Below are 17,326 nucleotides of genomic sequence, written 5' to 3' on the forward strand. Positions count from 1 at the left end.
GCACGTCCGGACGGCAATCGGGGCCAGCTCGGCGTGACGTTGAGTAGCGCGCGGATCGCGGCAGATCCGGACATCCGATCGAAGGCCGCCCGCGTGATTCCGGCTTCATGGGCACTGAACACCATGGGCTGCGGTCGGCCGAGTCACGTCCGCCGAGTGCGCCGTTTCCCTCCAACGGGCCAGGGCGTATGCGATCTCCACTCGCACACCTAAGCTCCTCACGTGTATTTCCTGGAGCGGTCGCGCGTGGATTCTCCGTTCAGCAAGTTGATCTTCCACGTGCCGGAAACGACGGTGCTCGGCTGGTTCCAGCGCGCCTGGCACCACGAGGACCCGGAAGCGCTTCTCAACGCCGAGATCGGCGGCGGCGCCTACGGTTTCGACTCGATCTTCGAGGCGATCGAGGAGCACCGCCTCCCCTGCCCACAGACCCTCGACGAGCTGCGCGAACTCCTAGACGAGCACCTCTGGGTCGAATCTGACTACCCGATACGCCTCGACGAGCGCGGGCTGCGGGTGCGTACGAACGACGACGAGGTGGACCTGGCCTACTACTTCCTCGAGGACGAGGCGATCGTCGCCCACCCCGACCGGCTCGCGTACCTCGTAAACGACACTTGGCCGCTGCCGTCCGGCGCCGCCGCGCCCGGCGCGACCTTCACCCCTGACGTGGCGCTCCGCGTCGTCGGCCCACCCGGGCCCGGTCCGGATTCCGTCTACGCCGTCCGCATCACCTGGCAGCACACCGACCACAACGGCACGAACCTGGACCAGCGGGAAGCGACCGTCTTCCCCGGCGTCAACCTGCCCGGACTTGCCGACCACCTACGCGGTATCGCCGATCCCGTGTCCCGGGAACGCTTCGACGCCGACCTGCTGCGCTCCCTCGTCGGACCCGGCGACGAAGGCATCGGCCCCGCCATGGACCGTTACGTCTGCCTCGAACCATACGACTTGTCGATCTTCGGAAAGTGGACCGCACCCAGCCACGAGCAGATCCTGCAATGGAAGCTGCCGCAGCCACCACCGGAGGCCCGCGTCGCGGTGGATGAGCACCTCGCCCAGGCCGCCCGCTACATCGACGACTTCTTCGGCCACGAGCAACTGTTCCTCTTCGACACGCAATGGGCCGCCGCCCACCCCGACCTGGCGCTGTCCCTCCTCCGCTATGCCACCCACTGGGACCCGTTTGCGCCGTGACGGGTTTCCGAACACTCAGTTGCGTCACGGGCTCCTGGCCGCCCGAATAGGTTCACCCCGGAGGCGGGGACTGAACTTGCCCCATCCGCTCCTCGGCATGAAGGCGCTCCGTGGCAGATCCGCTTGACGCGACTAATCCATGAAGAGCGCGGCGAGCCTCGGCAGACGCCGACGGACCTCGCCGTCGTCCTCGAAGTCCCAGCCCTGGCCGAGCTCCGGGTATCTACCAGTGACCGCACTGGGCAGCTCCATGCTCCCTGATACGACCGCGTATGCGTCCCATACGACGCCATACATGGATTCGCATTCAAGATCGAACCCGCCGTCGACCGCAACGCGTTGGACCACCGGCAGGTCGGCGAGCGTATCCGGGTCTGCCACAGCGCGTTCGAACGACTCACGCCCCTGTGTGAGCAGCCAGCCGCGGAAGTACTCGAAGCCGTCGTCGGAGCAACCGCCGTTGATAAGATAGGCCGCCTGCCACAGGTCCCACCCGTACGACTGCGCACGCAGATCCCACAGCGGCTGCGCCAGTTCCGCGATCTTGGCGGCCGGCAGGGCAGCCAGCAGCCGCAGTGTCTGCTCGGCGACGTCCTCGGCGTCCAAGGGGTCGGCCGCAGACTCCCGTGCCTTCGCCACCACGTTCCAGAACTCGTCAACACTCATGACGCGGGAGTATGGCAGCGGTCTCCGACTTCGCCGCCCACCATTCGCCGTCGTGCCCGGTGCCTGACCGCCCGTCTAGCGCACGGAGCCCTGGAAGATGAGCTGATCGCGGCAGATCCGGATGTTGTGGGTCGCGCCCATACTTGCATCGTGACCAACCAGAGCGATGCCCTCCCCGTGCTTGTCATCGACGGAGCCTCGTTCGTCGACTTCGCCGGCTTCGTACGCGAGTTCTCGCAACTGCTTTGTCACGGCACCTGGAACGGAAACCTCGATGCCTTCAACGACATCCTCCGAGGAGGCTTCGGCACTCCGGAGACCGGATGGGTACTCAGGTGGGTCAACTCTGACTCGTCCAAGGTCGCGCTCGGTTATGACGCGACCGTCCGATGGCTGGAGCAGATCCTCCTCACCTGCCACCCATCGCACCGCGCGAACATCGAGGCCAGGGTCAGCAACGCGCAGCGTGGCCAAGGGCAGACGCTGTTCGACATGATCGTAGAGATCATCCACGACCACGGCCCAGGCGGCAGCGAATCCGAGGACGGCATCATCCTCGAGTTGCCCTAACCGTAGGGTGGATAAACCGAACCCCTGACCGTTGCCGCCGGACCCGAGCAGCATCCGCTCACCAGGTCCACGCCTCCGCCGGCCACGACTCCCAGCGACGCGCGAATCGCGGCAGATCCGGGCACGCGATCTTGGTGCCTCGTATCTGTGGCGAGGGAGACCTTTTTCATCGACATTGGTCGTGGGCGGGTCGGTAGGGTCGCGCGGTGAGCAGCTTCCCCGCCCAGGCCGACCGGGTCCGTGATGCCGAGCTGCCGGTGCGACGCCGGCTGCTCGCTTTGCGTGAATGCGCTCTGCGCTTCCCGCCATACGGGTTCCGCGCCACCTGGCATCACTTGGTGGTCAACGCCGGCCTGCCGGTGCGTTTGGAAGAAGATCCCGACTCACTGCTGCGCGCCGTTCAAGAGCTTGAGGAGGCACGGCAGCTTTGGCTCGCCGAGGCACAGACCTTCAAGGCGCGGCGTCGGCAGGAGAAGGGAGCGGGCCGGCGGGAGCCGCGTCCGAACGAGGGGTGGCATACCTGGGCGGGCTGGTTGGCTTTCTGCCCAGATCCGGAGGTACACCCACGGGAGCGCCTCGCGACCGTAGTGCACCGCCTGATCGTCGCGTACCGTTCCGAGGCCGCGCCTTCGGCAGTATGCCCGGCCTGCGGTGCCCTGCGCCCGTCCCCGCCGTGCCCGAGCTGCGGGGCGTATCCCTCGAGCCCGGCAGGCGTCCGGGCGTCCGAAGGGCCCGACACCGGGTTTCGTTGGCAACAGATCTGGCATCGCGCCGTGCGGCGGGAGGCGACGGTCGGAGGTGGTCACATCACCGACTTCCGGACAGAGTTCACGCCCACCAGCGAGGACCGGTTGTTCGGAATACTGCAGGTCTACGTACGTGGCGTTCCGCTCGGCGACGGAACAACCACCGCCCTTCATCCCCATTTCCTGAATCTGCGGGGCCTGTGCGCCGCGGCTGAGCTGCCCGGCTCGCGGGGACCGGAGCCGCTGAGCCTCGGCGACACGTTCGACCATCTGGAGATGAGCCTAGAGACCAGCGAGAGAGACGTGATCTTCACTTTCGTCACGCGCCCGGAGCGGGGTGACCCACCGCCATGGGCGCCGCGGGCGGGCGCCACGATGCGGTTGATGGTGCGGCGGTCGGACGTGGTCAATGCTTGGCGCGAGGCAGAACCGCAGTTCCGCCAGTTCCTGAGCTGGCTCTAGTGCCTACCTTTGACCTATTTCCGCTGGCGAAGGTCTTGTCACTGGGTAGCTCACCTAAGGATTACCCCTCCGGGCGACGCACCCAACTCGGCATGTGCGCATGGCGGCCGAGTCAGCACTTCGTAACGCCGCCTAGCGCGCGGATCGCGGCAGATGAGCGCGCCCGCTAGTGGCGCCGTTCGGCCGGCCAGGACCCGAGGCGGGATATTTCTTGACTCTCGACCCGGTCGAGGGCTGACCCTTCCTGGGTGACGTCTGAAGAGCGCGACCAACGATCAGTCCCTCTCGCGATTGACCTGGAGATGCTGCGGCCGGTACTGCGCGGCGGCTGGGGAGCGGATACCTGCGACCCGCACGATGTGCAGGATTGGCACGCCGGCAACGCAGCCCGTGGTCAATGCGGGGTGACTGCCTTGATCATTCAGGACCTGCTCGGCGGAGAGCTGATCCTCGGCGAGGTCCTCGCCGGAGACGCCAAGGTCGGCTACCACTACTGGAATCGATTGGCCGACGGCCGCGAGGTCGACCTGACAGCTGACCAGTTCCAGCCACCGGAAGTCGTTGTCGGCGGTCAAGTCCAGCAACGCCCGCCGGGCCCACCTCGGCGATGCCGCCAGCAGTACGAGATCCTGCGGGACCGCGTCTTCGCAGCCCTCTACGGCGGCGATCCAACGCAATCCACGCAACCGTGACGGCCGGCGAACAGGCCGAGCGCACGAACGGCGGCAGGTCCGCATGGCTCAGGATGTGCCCATGACGATCTCCGCTGACGACTCCGGTCCGGTCCGGATTGTGACGGCCGTTCTTCGCGACGGCGATCGGGTGTTGCTGTGTCATCGAAGCGCCGGACGCCGTTGGTATCCCGACGTGTGGGACCTTCCGGGCGGTCATGTTGAGGAGGGGGAGGATCCGAAAGAGAGCCTTGTCCGCGAGCTTCGGGAGGAGTTAGGAATCACGGCATCGGAGCCGTCCAGCCCGCCGATGCATGAAATCCGGACCGCGACGTACGACATGCAGATCTGGTTGATCGACAGGTGGACCGGAACGCCCGTCAACGCCGCGCCGGACGAGCACGACGCTGTGGCATGGTTCGAGACGTCCGACCTTGACAGCCTGCGTCTCGGCCACGAGTCGTATCTCTCGATGCTCACCGCCGTGCTCGCCGGGTGACGTCGCTCCGGAAGCCAGGGGTGCGCGCTCATCGGCACGAGCGACACCTGATCAAGCGGTGCTGACGACCAAAACGGCACTGCGCGGGCTTAGAGCCGAACCCACTCTCCGAGTCGTTCAGGTGAAGCAGCATCGATGAAGGCGGCGATCGCCGCCGTTGCCTTGGTGACGCTGGAGACGAAGTCACCTGAGAACGTGCAGTCGTCGCCGAGCACCGGGACTTCGACGGTTTTCGTCGCGGGCAGCCCGCCATCCCCACAAAGAAGGTGGCAGTCGCCTGGGGATTTGAACAGGTGCATGACTGCGTAGCCGCCTCTGAACGAGAACGTCAACAGGGGGTAGTCCGCCTCGACGCGGCGTACCTCGGTGTATCCCTCTCCGGCGCTCGGAAGGTGCTGGAGCCGGGACATGAAGCCGTCGACGTCAGACCGGCTTTCCGTGGAGGCCAGGTCGCCACTTCCAGGATCGGTCGCGATCCATGCCACGTCCATGTGTGTCTCCGGCAGGCGAGTCAACGCGTCGCGCGCAGCGTCGCACACCAGCGCACGGAGACGCTGTCTTCGGCACGGCCGGACGCCGGCCCGACCGAGCGTTGCGTAGCGCGCGACTCGCGGCTACTTAGAGACTTGGTCCAGGACCGGTGTCCGGCCAGACTCGGTCCAGGTGCCCGGCGAGACGCTCCCACATTGCGGCTGCCCACCGGTGTCATTGGTGTGGCTCTCTCATGGCCTGCGGTCTCGCCGGGCACCGCGCGAGGAGTGGCTGGAAAGGGGTTTGTTCTGCTCGAAGTAGCGGTGCCCTCCTTGTGACAACTCCGTCGAGTTCAGCTAAGGGAGGCGCCGATGAGCGTGATCATCGGGATGGACCCGCACAAGCGTTCGGCCACCATCGAGGTCGTCGACGAACGCGGCCGGTTGAAGGCTACGGGCAGGTACGGCACCGACAAGGCTGGCTACGCCGACATGCTCGCGGCCGGTCGCAGCTATGCCGATCGGGTCTGGGCGGTGGAGGGCTGCAACGGCATCGGCAAGCACATCGCCCACCGCCTGGTCCACGACGGTGAGACGGTGCTCGACGTGCCCGCGAAACTGTCGGCGCAGGTGCGGGTGTTCGCCACCGGCAACGGCCGCAAGACCGACCCGGTGGATGCGCACTCGGTGGCGATGGTGGCGCTACACAGCCCGAATCTGGTGCAGGTTCAGGTCGACGCGGACCTGCAGGTGATGGGCATCTCGCCGACCGGCGTGACGAGCTGGGCCGCGCCCGAACCCAGACCATCAACCGGCTGCACCGGCTGCTGCTGGAACTGTTACCCGGCGGGGCGAAGAAGTTCCTGTCCGCGCCACAGGCCCGCGCGTTGATCGCCACGGTCAAACCCCGCGACATCGTGGGCAAGACCAGACGCCGCCTCGCCGTCGAGCTGATCAGTGAACTCGAGGGGATCGACAAGAAGATCAAGGCTGCGGAGAAGGACCTCAAGGAACTGGTGGCCGCCCGCGGCTCTACCCTGATGGAGTTGCACGGCATCGGCCCCTCAGGCGCGGCCCGCCTACTGGCAGACGTCGGGGACATCAGCCGGTTCGCCGACCGCGACCGGTTCGCCTCCTGGAACGGCACCGCACCCCTGGACGCCTCCTCCGGCGACCAGAAGCGTCACCGTCTCTCACGCGCCGGCAACCGGCGGATCAACCGCACGCTGCACATCATGGCCGTGGTCCAGCTGCGCAACGCAAGGCCGCGCCTACTTCGACGCGAGAAAGGCCGCCGGGAAGACCTCCATGGAAGCCATGCGCGCCCTCAAACGCCGGCTGTCCAACGTGGTCTACGCGCGCATGGTCGCCGACCAGAGGAAAAGGGATGCGACGGACCCGGGAGGGCAATCGGGGACGACTCTGCAATCCAGCGTGACCGACCTGACCCCGGACATCGGCCCTTCGGACAAGCCACTTCCCGGACCCGCCACCAACCACCCTAAACCCTTGGTGTCAGCGGCGCCTTGACATAAAGGGGTGCCATGAGAGTGCGCCTGATCAAGCGTCGTCGTCACTCTGCACCAAGCCCGCACCAGCCACTACCGCCAATCACGGCTACCCGCCATGACCGCCGTTGCAGAATGAAGGCGGCCGCTAACTCACTCGGCAGCTACTTCTCCGGGGTGCCCGGACCAACCTCGCCGCGCTTCAGGTGCTCGGCGTTGCGGTCGGCTTCGCTGTGTGCATGCGCCGCCGCGGTGCCCGGGTCGGCGGTTCGGCGTCCTTCGGCGTCCTGATACACCTCGCCGCTCTCAAGCGCTTGCTCCTCCTGCCGCCGACTCTCGGGTGTTGTCATGACCACCTAATTACCCTGCACTTGCGCCAGCAAACAGCCGCAACAGCGACCACATCAGACTTACCGTACCGAACAAAATTAAGCATGCAGCTGGTGGCCCAGCGTCCCGCCGAGGTTCACGACCGGTGCACCCCGAGCCACTGCGAAGGTGACCTGATCATCGGCCGGGCCCACGCCTCAGCGATTGGCACCCCAGTTCCGCAACGCCCTGATCACCCAGACCGCAGCACATCCCGCACCAGCTGTGGCGCAGCCTGACCTGGACCAGGGGCGGGAGGTGACCCTGCACGAGGACATGGCTGCGCTGACCGGCTTCCGCATCCACTTCTGCGACCCACACTCCGGCACCAACGAGAACACAAACCGCCTACTCCGCCAGCACTTCCCAAGGAACCGACCTGTCCGTGCACAGCGCTGAGGACCTTCGCGGTGTCACCCGGCAACTCAACCACCGGCCCGGCCTCTGCCTCAACGACCAGCCTCCCGCTGAGGCATGAGCCGATGGTCGGCGCAGTTTGTCGTCAGCTAGTTCGCGACCTCCGACTCCGTCGGTTGCGGCAGCTCGACCTGGAGCCAGGCGTCCATTGGTCAGGTCCTCGCTGCTGGTCCTGGGCCCGCAGTGGGACTGGCAGGCTTTACTGCGGCTCGACGGTCGAGCGTAGCCAGGTGCCGTCGGGCTGCCGCCAAGCGCGCCAACCCGCCGGCAGGTCCAGCAACTGGCCCACGTCGTGGTGGGCGACGAGGTGGGCCAGATGCGCGGTGGTCAGATCCGGCTGCTCCATCGCGTCGCCGTCGAGGAACTGCCAGCTCCCGTCGTGATCGTGGATCACACCGTTGACCGGGCGGCCGCCGTCCACAATGCGCATGAGCGTGAACACCACCTGGCAAGGATCAAGGTTCGGGTACATCCATGGCGGCGCCGGCTCGGTCCACATACTGCGCGGGTGCTCGTCCATCGGCAGCCACAGCAACGGCTGGGTCTCATGCGCGCCGTCTTCGAGCTCGGGGTCACCCGGGTAGCGGCCGGCCTTGTCGGGCCACAGCAGTTGCACGACCGGAAACGGCGGACGCTGATAGTAATCGATGGCCGCCCCGAACAGCTGCCCGTACCAACTGCTGTGCACGGGAGCGAGCGCGAGCTCGTACCCGTCGATGACGCCTGCCAGCCTGCGGCCGGGGGTCAGCGGCTGCCCGTCACGGATCAGGCGGCCGACCGTGTTGACGATCTCCATGGCCCGCTGCTGCGGGATGCCGAGCAGGCACAGCTCGACGCTGCCGTAGCTGTGCCACAGACCGATCGAGTAGGCCCAGTCGGGCGTGGTCATGCCAAGAACGCCGGTGACGCCCCAACCGTACTCACGAACCAGCCGGGCATTGCGGCGCTCGCGCTCTGGCCAGGACTTTTCTGCGCGCCGCCACCGAACCCGCGGTGTGCCGTCGCCCTCGCAGAGGAGGCAATGACACTCGCGATCGGGCGCGTCGGGCATCCGCGGAGCATACAAGGCGACCGCCCGCGGTTCACCCGATGGAAGGTACGCGGTATCAGTCGTGGGTGATCGAGAAACCGAGGATCACGGCAGCTGACACTACTACGTGTCCGGGTGCGAGGTCCTGTGCGGAAGCGTCACCGCCCGAACCGTGGCCACGGTATCGTTCGTGTCCCACGTTCTCTGGATCGACGTCGTCGATGTGCACGACAGCACCGAGCCGGACGCCGGCCGCCTCGGCGTACAACTCGGCCTTGCGCCGAGCAGCTGCTACCGCCTGACGCCGAGCTTCCGCGCGCATCTCGGCCTTTGTCATGACGTCGAAGTCAACCGCCTCGATCTCGTTCGCGCCGGCGGCTACGACGTCATCGAGCAACTGCTGAACGATGTCCAGACGGTCCGACTCCATGGCAAACGATGCTTGGCACTGATAGCCCAGGAACACCCGCTCTGGGCCATAGCCGCTCCACGAACTCTTGAGATCCAGCCGTGACCGCTCCACAGCACTGTCGGCAACGCCGTGGGCCCGCAGCGCCTGACGCACCGCGTGCACGGCCTCAGCCGCCGCGGCGAATGCACCTGATGGCGTCTGTTCCACCCGCACGACCCGGAATCTCGCTCGGACCAGATCCGGCATGGACTTCACGCTCGCCGCGCCGTACGCGGTGACACCCCACGGCCGTTCGATTAGCTGCATGACGATGATCTTACGAAGGTCTCACTGGCGAGCGTTGTCCCCGATCAGCCTGCCGACGTCAGGGTGATCGCCTGTCATCGGCACCTGGCAAACAGCACCGAGGCTGGTGGAGCTGTGGGGATTTGACCCCTGATCCCCCTCGATGCAGACGAGGACCGGTGCATGCTGTCACCGGCCCCCGTTCGCGTCCGGTCAGTCGGCGAGCGCGCCGGCTGCCCGCCCCTCGTGCAGGGTTAGGTTCCGGCCGGTGGACGGGTCGAACAGGTGGATCTTGTCCAGGTTGAACCAGACCCGCCGGTTCTCCCCCTCCCGTGCCGCCGACTCGGCGGAGAGCCGGGTGACCAGGCTCGATCCGGCGCCGGCAAAGTCGGCCGCGCCCGCGTCGGCGGCCAGCTCCTCCAGCTCGGCGGCGGTGGCCCGCTCCCCCTCGATGGTGAAGTAGACGTACTTGTCCGAGCCCATCGACTCGACGATGTCCACCGGCGCGTCGAACTCCATGCCCCGGCGGCGGGTCTCCTCGTCGATCAGCTCGGCGTCCTCGAAGTGCTCGGGGCGGATGCCGAGGATCAGCTCGCGCGGGGCGTCCGCGCCCTCGAGCTGCCGGCGCAGCCGGTCCCCGACCGGCACGTCGCCGAGCGCCGTGCGCAGCCGCCCTTCGGAGACGGCAGCGTGCAGGAAGTTCATCGATGGCGAACCGATGAAGCCGGCGACGAAGAGGTTGCGCGGGTGGTCGTACAGCTCCTGCGGCGGCCCGACCTGCTGCACGGCCCCGCCCCGCATGATGACCACCCGGTCGCCGAGGGTCATCGCCTCGGTCTGGTCGTGGGTGACGTAGACGGTGGTGGTGCCGAGCTGCTTTTGCAGGCGGGACACCACCGTGCGCATCTGCACCCGCAGCTTGGCGTCCAGGTTGGACAGCGGCTCGTCCATCAGGAACGCCTTCGGCTGGCGGACGATCGCCCGGCCCATCGCCACCCGCTGCCGCTGGCCCCCGGAGAGGTTGGCCGGCTTGCGGTCCAGCAGCGGGGTCAGCTCCAGGACCTTGGCCGCCTCGTCGACCTTCGCGTCGATGGTGGCCCGGTCCAGCTTCGCCAGCCGCAGCGGGAAGGCCATGTTCTCCCGCACCGTCATGTTCGGGTAGAGCGCGTACGACTGGAAGACCATGGCGATGTCGCGGTCCCGGGGCGCCTTGTCGTTGACCCGCTGCCCCGCGATCCGCAGCTCGCCGGAGCTGATGTCCTCCAGCCCGGCGATCATGTTGAGGGTGGTGGACTTCCCGCAGCCCGACGGGCCGACCAGGATCACGAACTCGCCATCGGCGATCTCCAGGTCGACGTCCTGCACCGCGACGGTCCCGTCCGGGAACCGCTTGCTCACCTTGTCCAGCACGATGTCAGCCATGACTACACCACCTATCCCTTGACTGCGCCGGAGGTCAGACCGGAGACGATGCGGCGCTGGAAGAAGAGCACGAACAGGATGATCGGAATGGTGATCACCACGGCGGCCGCGCAGATCGCCCCGGTGGGGTCCTCGAACTGCGACTCGCCGGTGAAGAACGACAGCGCCACCGGCACCGTCCGCGCCCGCTCGGTCGAGGTGAGCGTGATGGCGAACAGGAAGTCGTTCCAGCAGAAGATGAAGACCAGGATCGCCGTGGTGAACAGCCCCGGCGCGGCCAGCGGGGCGATCACCCGCCGGAACGCCTGGCCCTGCGTGGCGCCGTCCATCTTCGCCGCCTTCTCCAGATCCCACGGGATCTGCTTGAAGAACGCCGACAGCGTGTAGATCGCCAGCGGCAGGGCGAAAGTGATGTACGGCAGGATCAGCCCCGGCCAGGTGTCGAAGAGGCCGAGCTGCCGCTCGATCTCGAACAGCGGCGACACCAGCGACACCTGGGGGAACATCGCGATCAGCAGGGAGACCCCGACCAGCAGCTTCTTGCCGGGGAAGTCCAGCCGGGAGATCGCGTACGCGGCCATCGCGCCCAGCACCACCGCGATCAGCGTGGCGATCAGCGCGATGCCGATCGAGTTGGCCAGGGCCCGGACGAACTGGTCGGTGTCGAAGATCGTCCGGTAGTTGTCCAGCGTCCACTCCCGCGGCCAGAACCTCCCGTCGGTGAGGGTGCCCGGGGTCTTGAACGACAGCGAGGCGATCCAGAGCACCGGGATCAGCGCGAAGACGACGACGATCACGTCCAGCAGACCCCAGCGCAGCTTCGCCCGGTTGGTGGTTTCGACTGCCATCTCAGCGCCTCTCCCCGTCGTCGCTGCCCGGGGCAGCGGTACCGAACATCTTCACGAAGACGAAGGCGATGATCGCCACCGTGATGAAGATCAGCACCGACATCGTCGAGCCGATGCCGAGGTTCAGACCCCGGATCAGGTTGTTGTAGGCGAGCATCGACACCGACGAGGTCTCGTTGCCGCCCGCGGTGAGCACGAAGATGTTGTCGAAGACCCGGAACGCGTCCAGCGTGCGGAACAGCAGGGCGACCAGGATCGCCGGCTTCATCACCGGCAGCATCACCTTGGTGAACCGCTGCCAGGAGGTCGCGCCGTCGGTGGAGGCCGCCTTGAGCAGGTCCTCCGGGACCAGGGCCAGGCCGGCCATCAGCAGCAGCGCCATGAACGGCGTGGTCTTCCAGATCTCCGCCAGCATGACGATCGCCAACGAGCTGGCCCGCTCGGTCAGCGGCGCGCTGCCGTCGAAGACGTTCGCCAGGTAGCCGGTGCCGGGCGTCCACGCGTACCGCCAGGAGAAGGCCGCGACGACCGTGACGATGCCGTACGGGATCAGCGCCGCCGTGCGGACGATGCCCCGGCCGACCAGCGTGCGGTGCATGATCAGCGCGAGTCCCATGCCGAGCACCAGCTCGATCGCGACCGTGACCACGGTGATCAGCGCGGTGACCCCGAACGCGGTCCACCAGAACTGGTTGGACAGCACGGTGGTGTAGTTCTCCAGCCCGATGAACTCGCGCTGGTCGGGGAAGCGCAGGTCGAAGCGCTGGAGCGACAGCCAGACCGAGTAAAGGATCGGGTACGCGGTGACCAGCACCATGACCAGCGCGGCCGGCGCGCAGAGCAGCCAGCCCAGCCGGCGCTCCGCCCGCTTGTTCTCGCTCAGCGGGGCCTTCGCCCGGCGGCCGGTTCGCTGGGCCGGCACCGCGGCGTGCCGGCCGCCGGACCGGGTGGCGGTCTCGTCGGCCGCGACGTCCGCACCGGTGGGAGTGGCGTTGATGCTCACGGGAGGACCCCCTTCGACTCGAGGGCGTCGGCGATGGCGTCACGCAGCTCGTTGGCGGTCTGTTCGGGCTGGATCGCCGACGGCGGCGACAGGATCGCGGACGTGACCGTGGAGATGCTCTGGTAGGCCGGGGTCAGCGGACGAACGGCCGGCTCCTTCAGCTCCTCGAGGATGGTGTCCTTCATCGGGTACGCCTTGTCCATCTCCGGGTCGTCGTAGACCTTCTCGATGGTCGGCGGCACGCCGTCGTTGACCGCCGAGAACTTCTGGTTCTTCTCGTTGCGGATGCACCGGGCCGCCTCGAAGGACTCCGTCGGGTGCTTGGAGTAGGCGCTGACCGCCATGTTGACGCCGCCGATGGTGACCTTGCTCGGGGTGTTTTCGTCGATCCCCGGCACGCGCGCCCACTTGACCTTCTTCGCCAGGTCCGGGTTCGCCTCCTGCATCGCGGGATAGACGAAGGGCCAGTTGACCTGGAAGGCACCCGTGCCGGACTGGAACTCCAGCCGGACCGGGTCCTCGATGGCGTTGCTGAACGACGGCGACGTCACGCCCGACGTGGCGAACTTCTTCAGCTGGTCGAGCGCCCTCACGGTGCCCTCGTCCATCACGGCCTTCTTGCCGTCGTCGCTGAGGATCTTCCCGCCGGCGCTCTCGGCCAGGGTGTTGTAGAGGACGACCAGTCCCTCGTACTGGGCCCCCATGGTGAGCACCTGGTACGGCTTGCCCTGCTGCTTGAGCTGCTGGGCCGCGGAGATCATCTCGTCCCAGGTCTTCGGCGGCTGCTGCACCAGGTCGGTGCGGTACCAGAGGAGCTGGACGTTGGTGTTCTTCGGCGCGGCGTAGAGCTTGCCCTCGTAGCGGGCGGTGTCCAGCGGGCCCGCGAGGGTGCCCTGCTCGACCTCCGCCTTGGCCTGGCCGGTCCACTCCCGGATCCAGTCCGCGCTGGCGAACTCCTGGGTCCAGGTGACATCGAGGCCGAGCACGTCCATCCCGCTGTCCTCCGCGGCGAGCCGGCGCACCATCTGCACCCGCTGCTCGTCGGCCTGCCGCGGCAGCACCCGGTAGACGATCTGGTAGCGCCCCTGGGCCTGCGCGTTGCAGTCGTCGACGACCTTCTGCAGGTTCTGTTCCGGCGGGTAGTACAGGTTGATCGTCGGCGTACCGCCGTCGCCGCCGGACCCGCAGGCCGCCAGCGGCGCCACCAACGTCAGCGCGGCGGCTGCGGCCGCCGCGCGGAATCGTGGCCGCCGCCGGTCCGCGGCCTCGTCGGGGTCTGTCGTCATCGCCCTCCCCCTTTCTTCGGCGAGAGCCGGGGGGAGCTGCCCGTGCCCCGGCGCACGGCGAGACGGTCCGGGCGCTGGTTGCGGCAAATCCACTCGGCCCCGGGCGTTTCGTGCGCAACAGTGCCCGACCTGCGACGCTCCGAAACCTGAGCGTCACCAGACGGAACGACCGGGCCTGAGATGGACCGGATCAGCCCTGCGCGTCGGCCGGGCGGCCTTACGCTCGGCGGATGGACGCCACCTTCTTCTTCGATCTCGCCTGCCCGTGGACCTGGCGCGCCTCCCGTTGGCTGGTCGCCGTCGCCGAGGCCCGGGGGCTGCGCATCGAGTGGCGGGCGTTCAGCCTGGCCATCCTCAACGAGGGCCGGATCGCCCCCGAGCACGCCGACGCGATGGCCGCCTCCGGCCGCGCGCTGCGGCTGGTGGAGGCGCTGCGCGCCGAGGGCCGCCACGACGACGCCGGCCGCTTCTACACCGAGCTGGGCGCCCGCACCCACGACGCCGGCAAACCGATCTCCGACAAGATCGTGACGGCGGCCGTCGAGGCGGCCGGCCTCGCCGACGCCGCGCCGGCCCTCGACGACGAGCGCTGGGACCGGGCGGTACGCGAGTCACACACCCTGTCGTACGCCTCGGCGGGGCCGGACATCGGCTCCCCGGTGCTGATGGTGCCCGACGCCGAGCGGGGCATCCACGGCCCGATCCTCACCGAGGTCCCGAGCACCGATGACGCCCTGACCATCTGGGACTCCCTCGTGCCGCTGCTGCGGCTGCCCACCTTCCACGAGGTCAAGCGCGGCCGCCACTAACCACCAGCCCCCGCCCCGCACTTGCCGAGAAAGGGTGGCTTTGGCGCGCGGAATGGCCACTCTCTCTCGGAAAGTGCGCGGATCTTGGGGGCGGCGGTGGGGTTGGGGGTTGGGGGCGGGCGTTCAGGTGGGTGGGTGATGATGGCCGGGTGATCGCGCGCTTCAAGGACCTCTGCATGGACGCCGTCGATGCTTCGGGGCTGGCCGGGTTCTGGGTTCGGATCCTCGGGGGCGGGGTGGTCGAGACCGGGGACGGCGACGCCCGGCTGGATGTGCGCCCGGCGGGGCCGGTCCCGAGTCGATCTGGGTCAACCAGGTGCCCGAGCCGCGTACCGGCAAGACGCGGGTCCACCTGGATGTGCGCCTCGCCGACCCGGACCCGGCGGCGCTGCTGGCGGCCGGCGCCCGACTGGTACGCGAGCCGGACGCGGAGATCGGCTGGTGGGTGTTGGCCGACCCGGACGGCAACCAGTTCTGCGCGTTCCCGCCCGGAGAGGGGAAGCGCCCGGGCGTCTTCGAGCTGGTGGTGGACAGCGCCGACCCGGCCGCGCAGGCGAGGTGGTGGGCGGGCGTGGTCGGCGGTCAGGTCGGCGGCGAGGGCGAGGACTACGCCTACCTGACCGGCGCGGCCGGGTTCCCCTGGGGTTCGTGGATCTTCGACCCGGTGTCGGAGCGCAAGCGGGTGAAGAACCGGGTGCACTGGGACGTCGAGCTGACCGGTGCGGAGGTCACAGCCGTGATCTCGGCGGGCGCGACGCTGCTGCGCGAGCCCGACGACCGGATCGGCTGTGGGTGCTGGCCGATCCGGAGGGCAACGCGTTCTGCGCCTTTCCGCCTCGTCCCAACCAGTGAACGACCAGCTACCCGGCGTGCGCCCCGTGGACTAGCGTTTTTCCCAGCTTCGCAGCCAGCGCGTCGCCGTCGATGTCGATACGCCTCCGGCCGACCCCAGCCCGCCCGAACGGTTGGTAATCGCGGGAACCCCCTTCTGCCGGTTCACCGGTTGGGCAGGATCGTCCCCAACGAGGAGGTTGTCGTGCAGGACACCCGCGCTCTCGCCCTGACGTTCGAGGTGAGCGGCCTGCCCCCGGTCAAGACCGAGGCCCTGTCCATCTTCGCCGCCGGGCACCGGCAGGCGACGCGGGTCCGCGCCCTGCTCCAGGCGGCCTGCACCGCCGCCCAGCAGACCGGCTGGACCCCGCTCGCCGGGCCGATCGAGGTGGACCTGACGCTGCGTTGCCCGCCCGGGCACCGCACCTCCGACGCCAGCACGCTGCTGGGCGGGGTGTGCGCGGTGCTGCAGGACAAGAAGCGGGTGGCGAACATCGGGCTGGCCCACCTCGGCGTGCTCGTCGACGTCGCCCTCTACGACGACGACCGGCAGATCCGCCGGCTGTCGTACATCGAGGAGCCGGCGGAGGACTTCTCGTACCAGGTCCGGGTGGCCGCCGTACCCACCGTGGTTTGACCGACGGCCGCGGTGGGGTACCGCGGACGCCGATGAAGGGAGTGCCGATGTCGGAGCCACATGTCACGCTCGACCCGACCGGGCTGGATCCCGTGCAACAGAAGCTGCGCGGCGCGCTGGAGGATCAGCTGACCTCGGCCCTGCAGGCGGCCACCGAACGGATCCGCGCCAGCTACGCGGGTGAGCCGGTCGAGGAGGTCTGCCGTCGGCTGCTCGACGAGACCCGCACCGGGCTGCACCCGGACATCGCCGCCGGCTTCAATCCGGACATGGACGAGTTCTGTCGGGTGGCCGTGGCGATCGTCCGGGGCGGGGCTTCCTGAGGCACGCCACGACCGCGCCGACACCGTGTCGGCGCGGTCGCGCTGTGCCCGGTCAGCTCCGGCGCACGTCGACCGAGACCACGTGCAGCCCGTCGGGCCGGGTCGACTCCGCAAGTCGGACCGGCAACGGCGCGCCCGCGGTACGCAGCCCGAGGCCGAAGCCGAGGCGTCCCTCGAAGTCGCCGGCCGGTGCCCAGCCGCGCAGGGTCGAATAGCCGATGGCCGGGGCCGGGGCGGCGTAGCTGATCCGACCGCTGTTCAGGTGGCCCTGCGCCGGGTCGAAGCGGACCGACAGGTACCCGTCGCCGGGCAGGTCGATCGGGTCGCCGCTGCCGTCGGACTCGACCCGCGAGACGAGGGCCACCTCGTAGCTCGGCGTCGAACCGCGGAAGGCGAAGGTGATCCGGCTGAACCCCTCCGTCGGATGGTCGCCGACCCGGATGTCGACCAGGACGGGCAACGGCTCGCCGGGCGCCGGGGTGACGGGCACCCGCACGGTGTGGGCGATCCGGGCCGGCGTGGTGGGCGCCGCCCACCCGTACGTCACCCGCCAGTCGCCCGCGGCTGGGCTCGGCCTGGCGGTCGGACCTGCGGTGGTGGGGGCGGGTGCGGTGGGAGGCCCGCTGGTCGCGGGCATGGTGGCGGCGGTCGCGCTGGGCGCGGGCGTCGTCGACGGTGCCGAGGACGCGCCGTCACGGTCGGTCGTGCAGGCGGCCGCCGCGAGCAGCACGACCAGGCTGGCGAGCAGTGGTACGCGCTGAGGTGTCATCACTCAGTCTGACTCCGGCCGAACATCCGCAACAGAGGCGATCGTCCATTTCGGCTGAAGGGTCGGTCGCCACGGCACTGGCACAGGGGCCGT

20 protein-coding genes and 1 pseudogene are annotated in these 17,326 nt (G+C 68.4%); 11 read left to right on the forward strand and 10 right to left on the reverse strand.

The features are described from left to right. Nucleotides 1–246: 246 nt before the first annotated feature. Nucleotides 247–1,200, forward strand: a complete 954-nt coding sequence (locus I8N68_RS20440) for a hypothetical protein (RefSeq protein ID WP_307812897.1) — start codon at nucleotides 247–249, stop codon at nucleotides 1,198–1,200. Nucleotides 1,201–1,332: 132 nt separating this feature from the next. On the opposite strand, the gene I8N68_RS20445 is transcribed toward I8N68_RS20440, so the two are convergent. Then, nucleotides 1,333–1,866: a DUF4240 domain-containing protein gene (locus I8N68_RS20445; RefSeq protein ID WP_200212433.1), complete on the reverse strand. Its 534-nt coding sequence runs from the start codon at nucleotides 1,864–1,866 to the stop codon at nucleotides 1,333–1,335. Nucleotides 1,867–2,016: 150 nt separating this feature from the next. Between I8N68_RS20445 and I8N68_RS20450 the strand changes: the two genes are divergently transcribed. The 4 genes from I8N68_RS20450 (at nucleotide 2,017) to I8N68_RS20465 (ending at nucleotide 4,814) form a co-directional block, all read left to right on the forward strand. Beyond that, nucleotides 2,017–2,436, forward strand: a complete 420-nt coding sequence (locus I8N68_RS20450) for a barstar family protein (RefSeq protein ID WP_200212435.1) — start codon at nucleotides 2,017–2,019, stop codon at nucleotides 2,434–2,436. A gap of 206 nt (nucleotides 2,437–2,642) precedes the next feature. Beyond that, a complete protein-coding gene (locus I8N68_RS20455) occupies nucleotides 2,643–3,644 on the forward strand; it encodes a hypothetical protein (protein WP_200212437.1) in 1,002 nt (333 codons plus the stop codon). Between the two features lie 248 nt (nucleotides 3,645–3,892). After that, on the forward strand, nucleotides 3,893–4,336 hold the full coding sequence (locus I8N68_RS20460) for a YunG family protein (RefSeq protein WP_307812898.1): 444 nt from the start codon (nucleotides 3,893–3,895) through the stop codon (nucleotides 4,334–4,336). Nucleotides 4,337–4,397: 61 nt separating this feature from the next. Then, on the forward strand, nucleotides 4,398–4,814 hold the full coding sequence (locus tag I8N68_RS20465) for an NUDIX domain-containing protein (RefSeq protein WP_234040261.1): 417 nt from the start codon (nucleotides 4,398–4,400) through the stop codon (nucleotides 4,812–4,814). An 89-nt stretch (nucleotides 4,815–4,903) separates the two neighbouring features. Here the strand turns inward: I8N68_RS20465 and I8N68_RS20470 are convergent, their stop codons facing one another. Beyond that, nucleotides 4,904–5,305 (reverse strand): hypothetical protein, encoded by a 402-nt coding sequence (locus tag I8N68_RS20470; RefSeq protein ID WP_200212441.1) that lies wholly within the window; start codon nucleotides 5,303–5,305, stop codon nucleotides 4,904–4,906. 351 nt (nucleotides 5,306–5,656) lie between these two features. On the opposite strand from I8N68_RS20470, the gene I8N68_RS32980 reads away from it, so the two are divergent. After that, on the forward strand, nucleotides 5,657–6,175 hold the full coding sequence (locus tag I8N68_RS32980) for an IS110 family transposase (RefSeq protein WP_234040262.1): 519 nt from the start codon (nucleotides 5,657–5,659) through the stop codon (nucleotides 6,173–6,175). After that, nucleotides 6,172–6,789 carry a transposase gene (locus I8N68_RS32985; protein ID WP_234040263.1) on the forward strand — a complete coding sequence of 206 codons (618 nt, stop codon included), beginning with the start codon at nucleotides 6,172–6,174 and terminating at the stop codon, nucleotides 6,787–6,789. Before I8N68_RS32980 ends, I8N68_RS32985 begins: the two co-directional genes overlap by 4 nt. Before the next feature lie 167 nt (nucleotides 6,790–6,956). On the opposite strand, the gene I8N68_RS20480 is transcribed toward I8N68_RS32985, so the two are convergent. The 7 genes from I8N68_RS20480 to I8N68_RS20510 form a co-directional block, all read right to left on the reverse strand. Then, on the reverse strand, nucleotides 6,957–7,142 hold the full coding sequence (locus I8N68_RS20480) for a ribonuclease (RefSeq protein ID WP_200212443.1): 186 nt from the start codon (nucleotides 7,140–7,142) through the stop codon (nucleotides 6,957–6,959). Between the two features lie 635 nt (nucleotides 7,143–7,777). Further along, complete coding sequence (locus tag I8N68_RS20485; protein ID WP_200212444.1) at nucleotides 7,778–8,629, reverse strand: DUF4262 domain-containing protein; 852 nt, start codon at nucleotides 8,627–8,629, stop codon at nucleotides 7,778–7,780. 55 nt (nucleotides 8,630–8,684) lie between these two features. Further along, nucleotides 8,685–9,326, reverse strand: coding sequence for an SIMPL domain-containing protein (locus tag I8N68_RS20490; RefSeq protein WP_200212446.1), 642 nt, complete (start codon nucleotides 9,324–9,326; stop codon nucleotides 8,685–8,687). Between the two features lie 192 nt (nucleotides 9,327–9,518). Next, a complete protein-coding gene (locus I8N68_RS20495) occupies nucleotides 9,519–10,727 on the reverse strand; it encodes an ABC transporter ATP-binding protein (protein WP_200212447.1) in 1,209 nt (402 codons plus the stop codon). A gap of 11 nt (nucleotides 10,728–10,738) precedes the next feature. Further along, a complete protein-coding gene (locus I8N68_RS20500) occupies nucleotides 10,739–11,575 on the reverse strand; it encodes a carbohydrate ABC transporter permease (protein ID WP_200212448.1) in 837 nt (278 codons plus the stop codon). A 1-nt stretch (nucleotide 11,576) separates the two neighbouring features. Further along, a complete protein-coding gene (locus tag I8N68_RS20505) occupies nucleotides 11,577–12,578 on the reverse strand; it encodes a carbohydrate ABC transporter permease (RefSeq protein WP_307812899.1) in 1,002 nt (333 codons plus the stop codon). Then, the gene (locus tag I8N68_RS20510) at nucleotides 12,575–13,864 is read right to left on the reverse strand and encodes an ABC transporter substrate-binding protein (protein WP_200212449.1); all 1,290 of its coding nucleotides are present in this window, start codon (nucleotides 13,862–13,864) and stop codon (nucleotides 12,575–12,577) included. The genes I8N68_RS20505 and I8N68_RS20510 overlap by 4 nt, the downstream gene beginning before the upstream one ends. Before the next feature lie 230 nt (nucleotides 13,865–14,094). Here I8N68_RS20510 and I8N68_RS20515 point away from each other — a divergent pair, with 230 nt between their 5' ends. The 4 genes and pseudogenes from I8N68_RS20515 to I8N68_RS20525 all read left to right on the forward strand — a co-directional run bounded on the left by I8N68_RS20515 (nucleotide 14,095) and on the right by I8N68_RS20525 (nucleotide 16,464). Then, on the forward strand, nucleotides 14,095–14,673 hold the full coding sequence (locus I8N68_RS20515) for a DsbA family protein (protein ID WP_200212454.1): 579 nt from the start codon (nucleotides 14,095–14,097) through the stop codon (nucleotides 14,671–14,673). A 211-nt stretch (nucleotides 14,674–14,884) separates the two neighbouring features. Continuing rightward, nucleotides 14,885–15,442: pseudogene (locus tag I8N68_RS32995) on the forward strand (VOC family protein); the annotation flags it as partial. A 267-nt stretch (nucleotides 15,443–15,709) separates the two neighbouring features. Next, nucleotides 15,710–16,141 (forward strand): RusA family crossover junction endodeoxyribonuclease, encoded by a 432-nt coding sequence (locus I8N68_RS33000; RefSeq protein WP_307812906.1) that lies wholly within the window; start codon nucleotides 15,710–15,712, stop codon nucleotides 16,139–16,141. Nucleotides 16,142–16,188: 47 nt separating this feature from the next. Next, complete coding sequence (locus I8N68_RS20525; RefSeq protein ID WP_200212458.1) at nucleotides 16,189–16,464, forward strand: hypothetical protein; 276 nt, start codon at nucleotides 16,189–16,191, stop codon at nucleotides 16,462–16,464. Between the two features lie 52 nt (nucleotides 16,465–16,516). Here I8N68_RS20525 and I8N68_RS20530 read toward each other — a convergent pair whose 3' ends face one another. Beyond that, nucleotides 16,517–17,233, reverse strand: coding sequence for an AMIN-like domain-containing (lipo)protein (locus tag I8N68_RS20530; RefSeq protein WP_200212459.1), 717 nt, complete (start codon nucleotides 17,231–17,233; stop codon nucleotides 16,517–16,519). Nucleotides 17,234–17,326: the final 93 nt, after the last annotated feature.

This window comes from Micromonospora coerulea, assembly GCF_016598485.1.
GTDB lineage: Bacteria > Actinomycetota > Actinomycetes > Mycobacteriales > Micromonosporaceae > Micromonospora > Micromonospora coerulea.

Coding starts and splice junctions, on each gene's coding strand:
- I8N68_RS20485 (WP_200212444.1), bottom strand. CDS start 8,629: ATGCCCGACGCGCCCGATCGCGAGTGTCATTGCCTCCTCTGCGAGGGC.
- I8N68_RS20525 (WP_200212458.1), top strand. CDS start 16,189: ATGTCGGAGCCACATGTCACGCTCGACCCGACCGGGCTGGATCCCGTG.
- I8N68_RS20510 (WP_200212449.1), bottom strand. CDS start 13,864: ATGACGACAGACCCCGACGAGGCCGCGGACCGGCGGCGGCCACGATTC.
- I8N68_RS20530 (WP_200212459.1), bottom strand. CDS start 17,233: ATGACACCTCAGCGCGTACCACTGCTCGCCAGCCTGGTCGTGCTGCTC.
- I8N68_RS20470 (WP_200212441.1), bottom strand. CDS start 5,305: ATGGACGTGGCATGGATCGCGACCGATCCTGGAAGTGGCGACCTGGCC.
- I8N68_RS20445 (WP_200212433.1), bottom strand. CDS start 1,866: ATGAGTGTTGACGAGTTCTGGAACGTGGTGGCGAAGGCACGGGAGTCT.
- I8N68_RS20465 (WP_234040261.1), top strand. CDS start 4,398: ATGACGATCTCCGCTGACGACTCCGGTCCGGTCCGGATTGTGACGGCC.
- I8N68_RS32980 (WP_234040262.1), top strand. CDS start 5,657: ATGAGCGTGATCATCGGGATGGACCCGCACAAGCGTTCGGCCACCATC.
- I8N68_RS20480 (WP_200212443.1), bottom strand. CDS start 7,142: ATGACAACACCCGAGAGTCGGCGGCAGGAGGAGCAAGCGCTTGAGAGC.
- I8N68_RS20495 (WP_200212447.1), bottom strand. CDS start 10,727: ATGGCTGACATCGTGCTGGACAAGGTGAGCAAGCGGTTCCCGGACGGG.
- I8N68_RS20490 (WP_200212446.1), bottom strand. CDS start 9,326: ATGCAGCTAATCGAACGGCCGTGGGGTGTCACCGCGTACGGCGCGGCG.
- I8N68_RS20515 (WP_200212454.1), top strand. CDS start 14,095: ATGGACGCCACCTTCTTCTTCGATCTCGCCTGCCCGTGGACCTGGCGC.
- I8N68_RS20500 (WP_200212448.1), bottom strand. CDS start 11,575: ATGGCAGTCGAAACCACCAACCGGGCGAAGCTGCGCTGGGGTCTGCTG.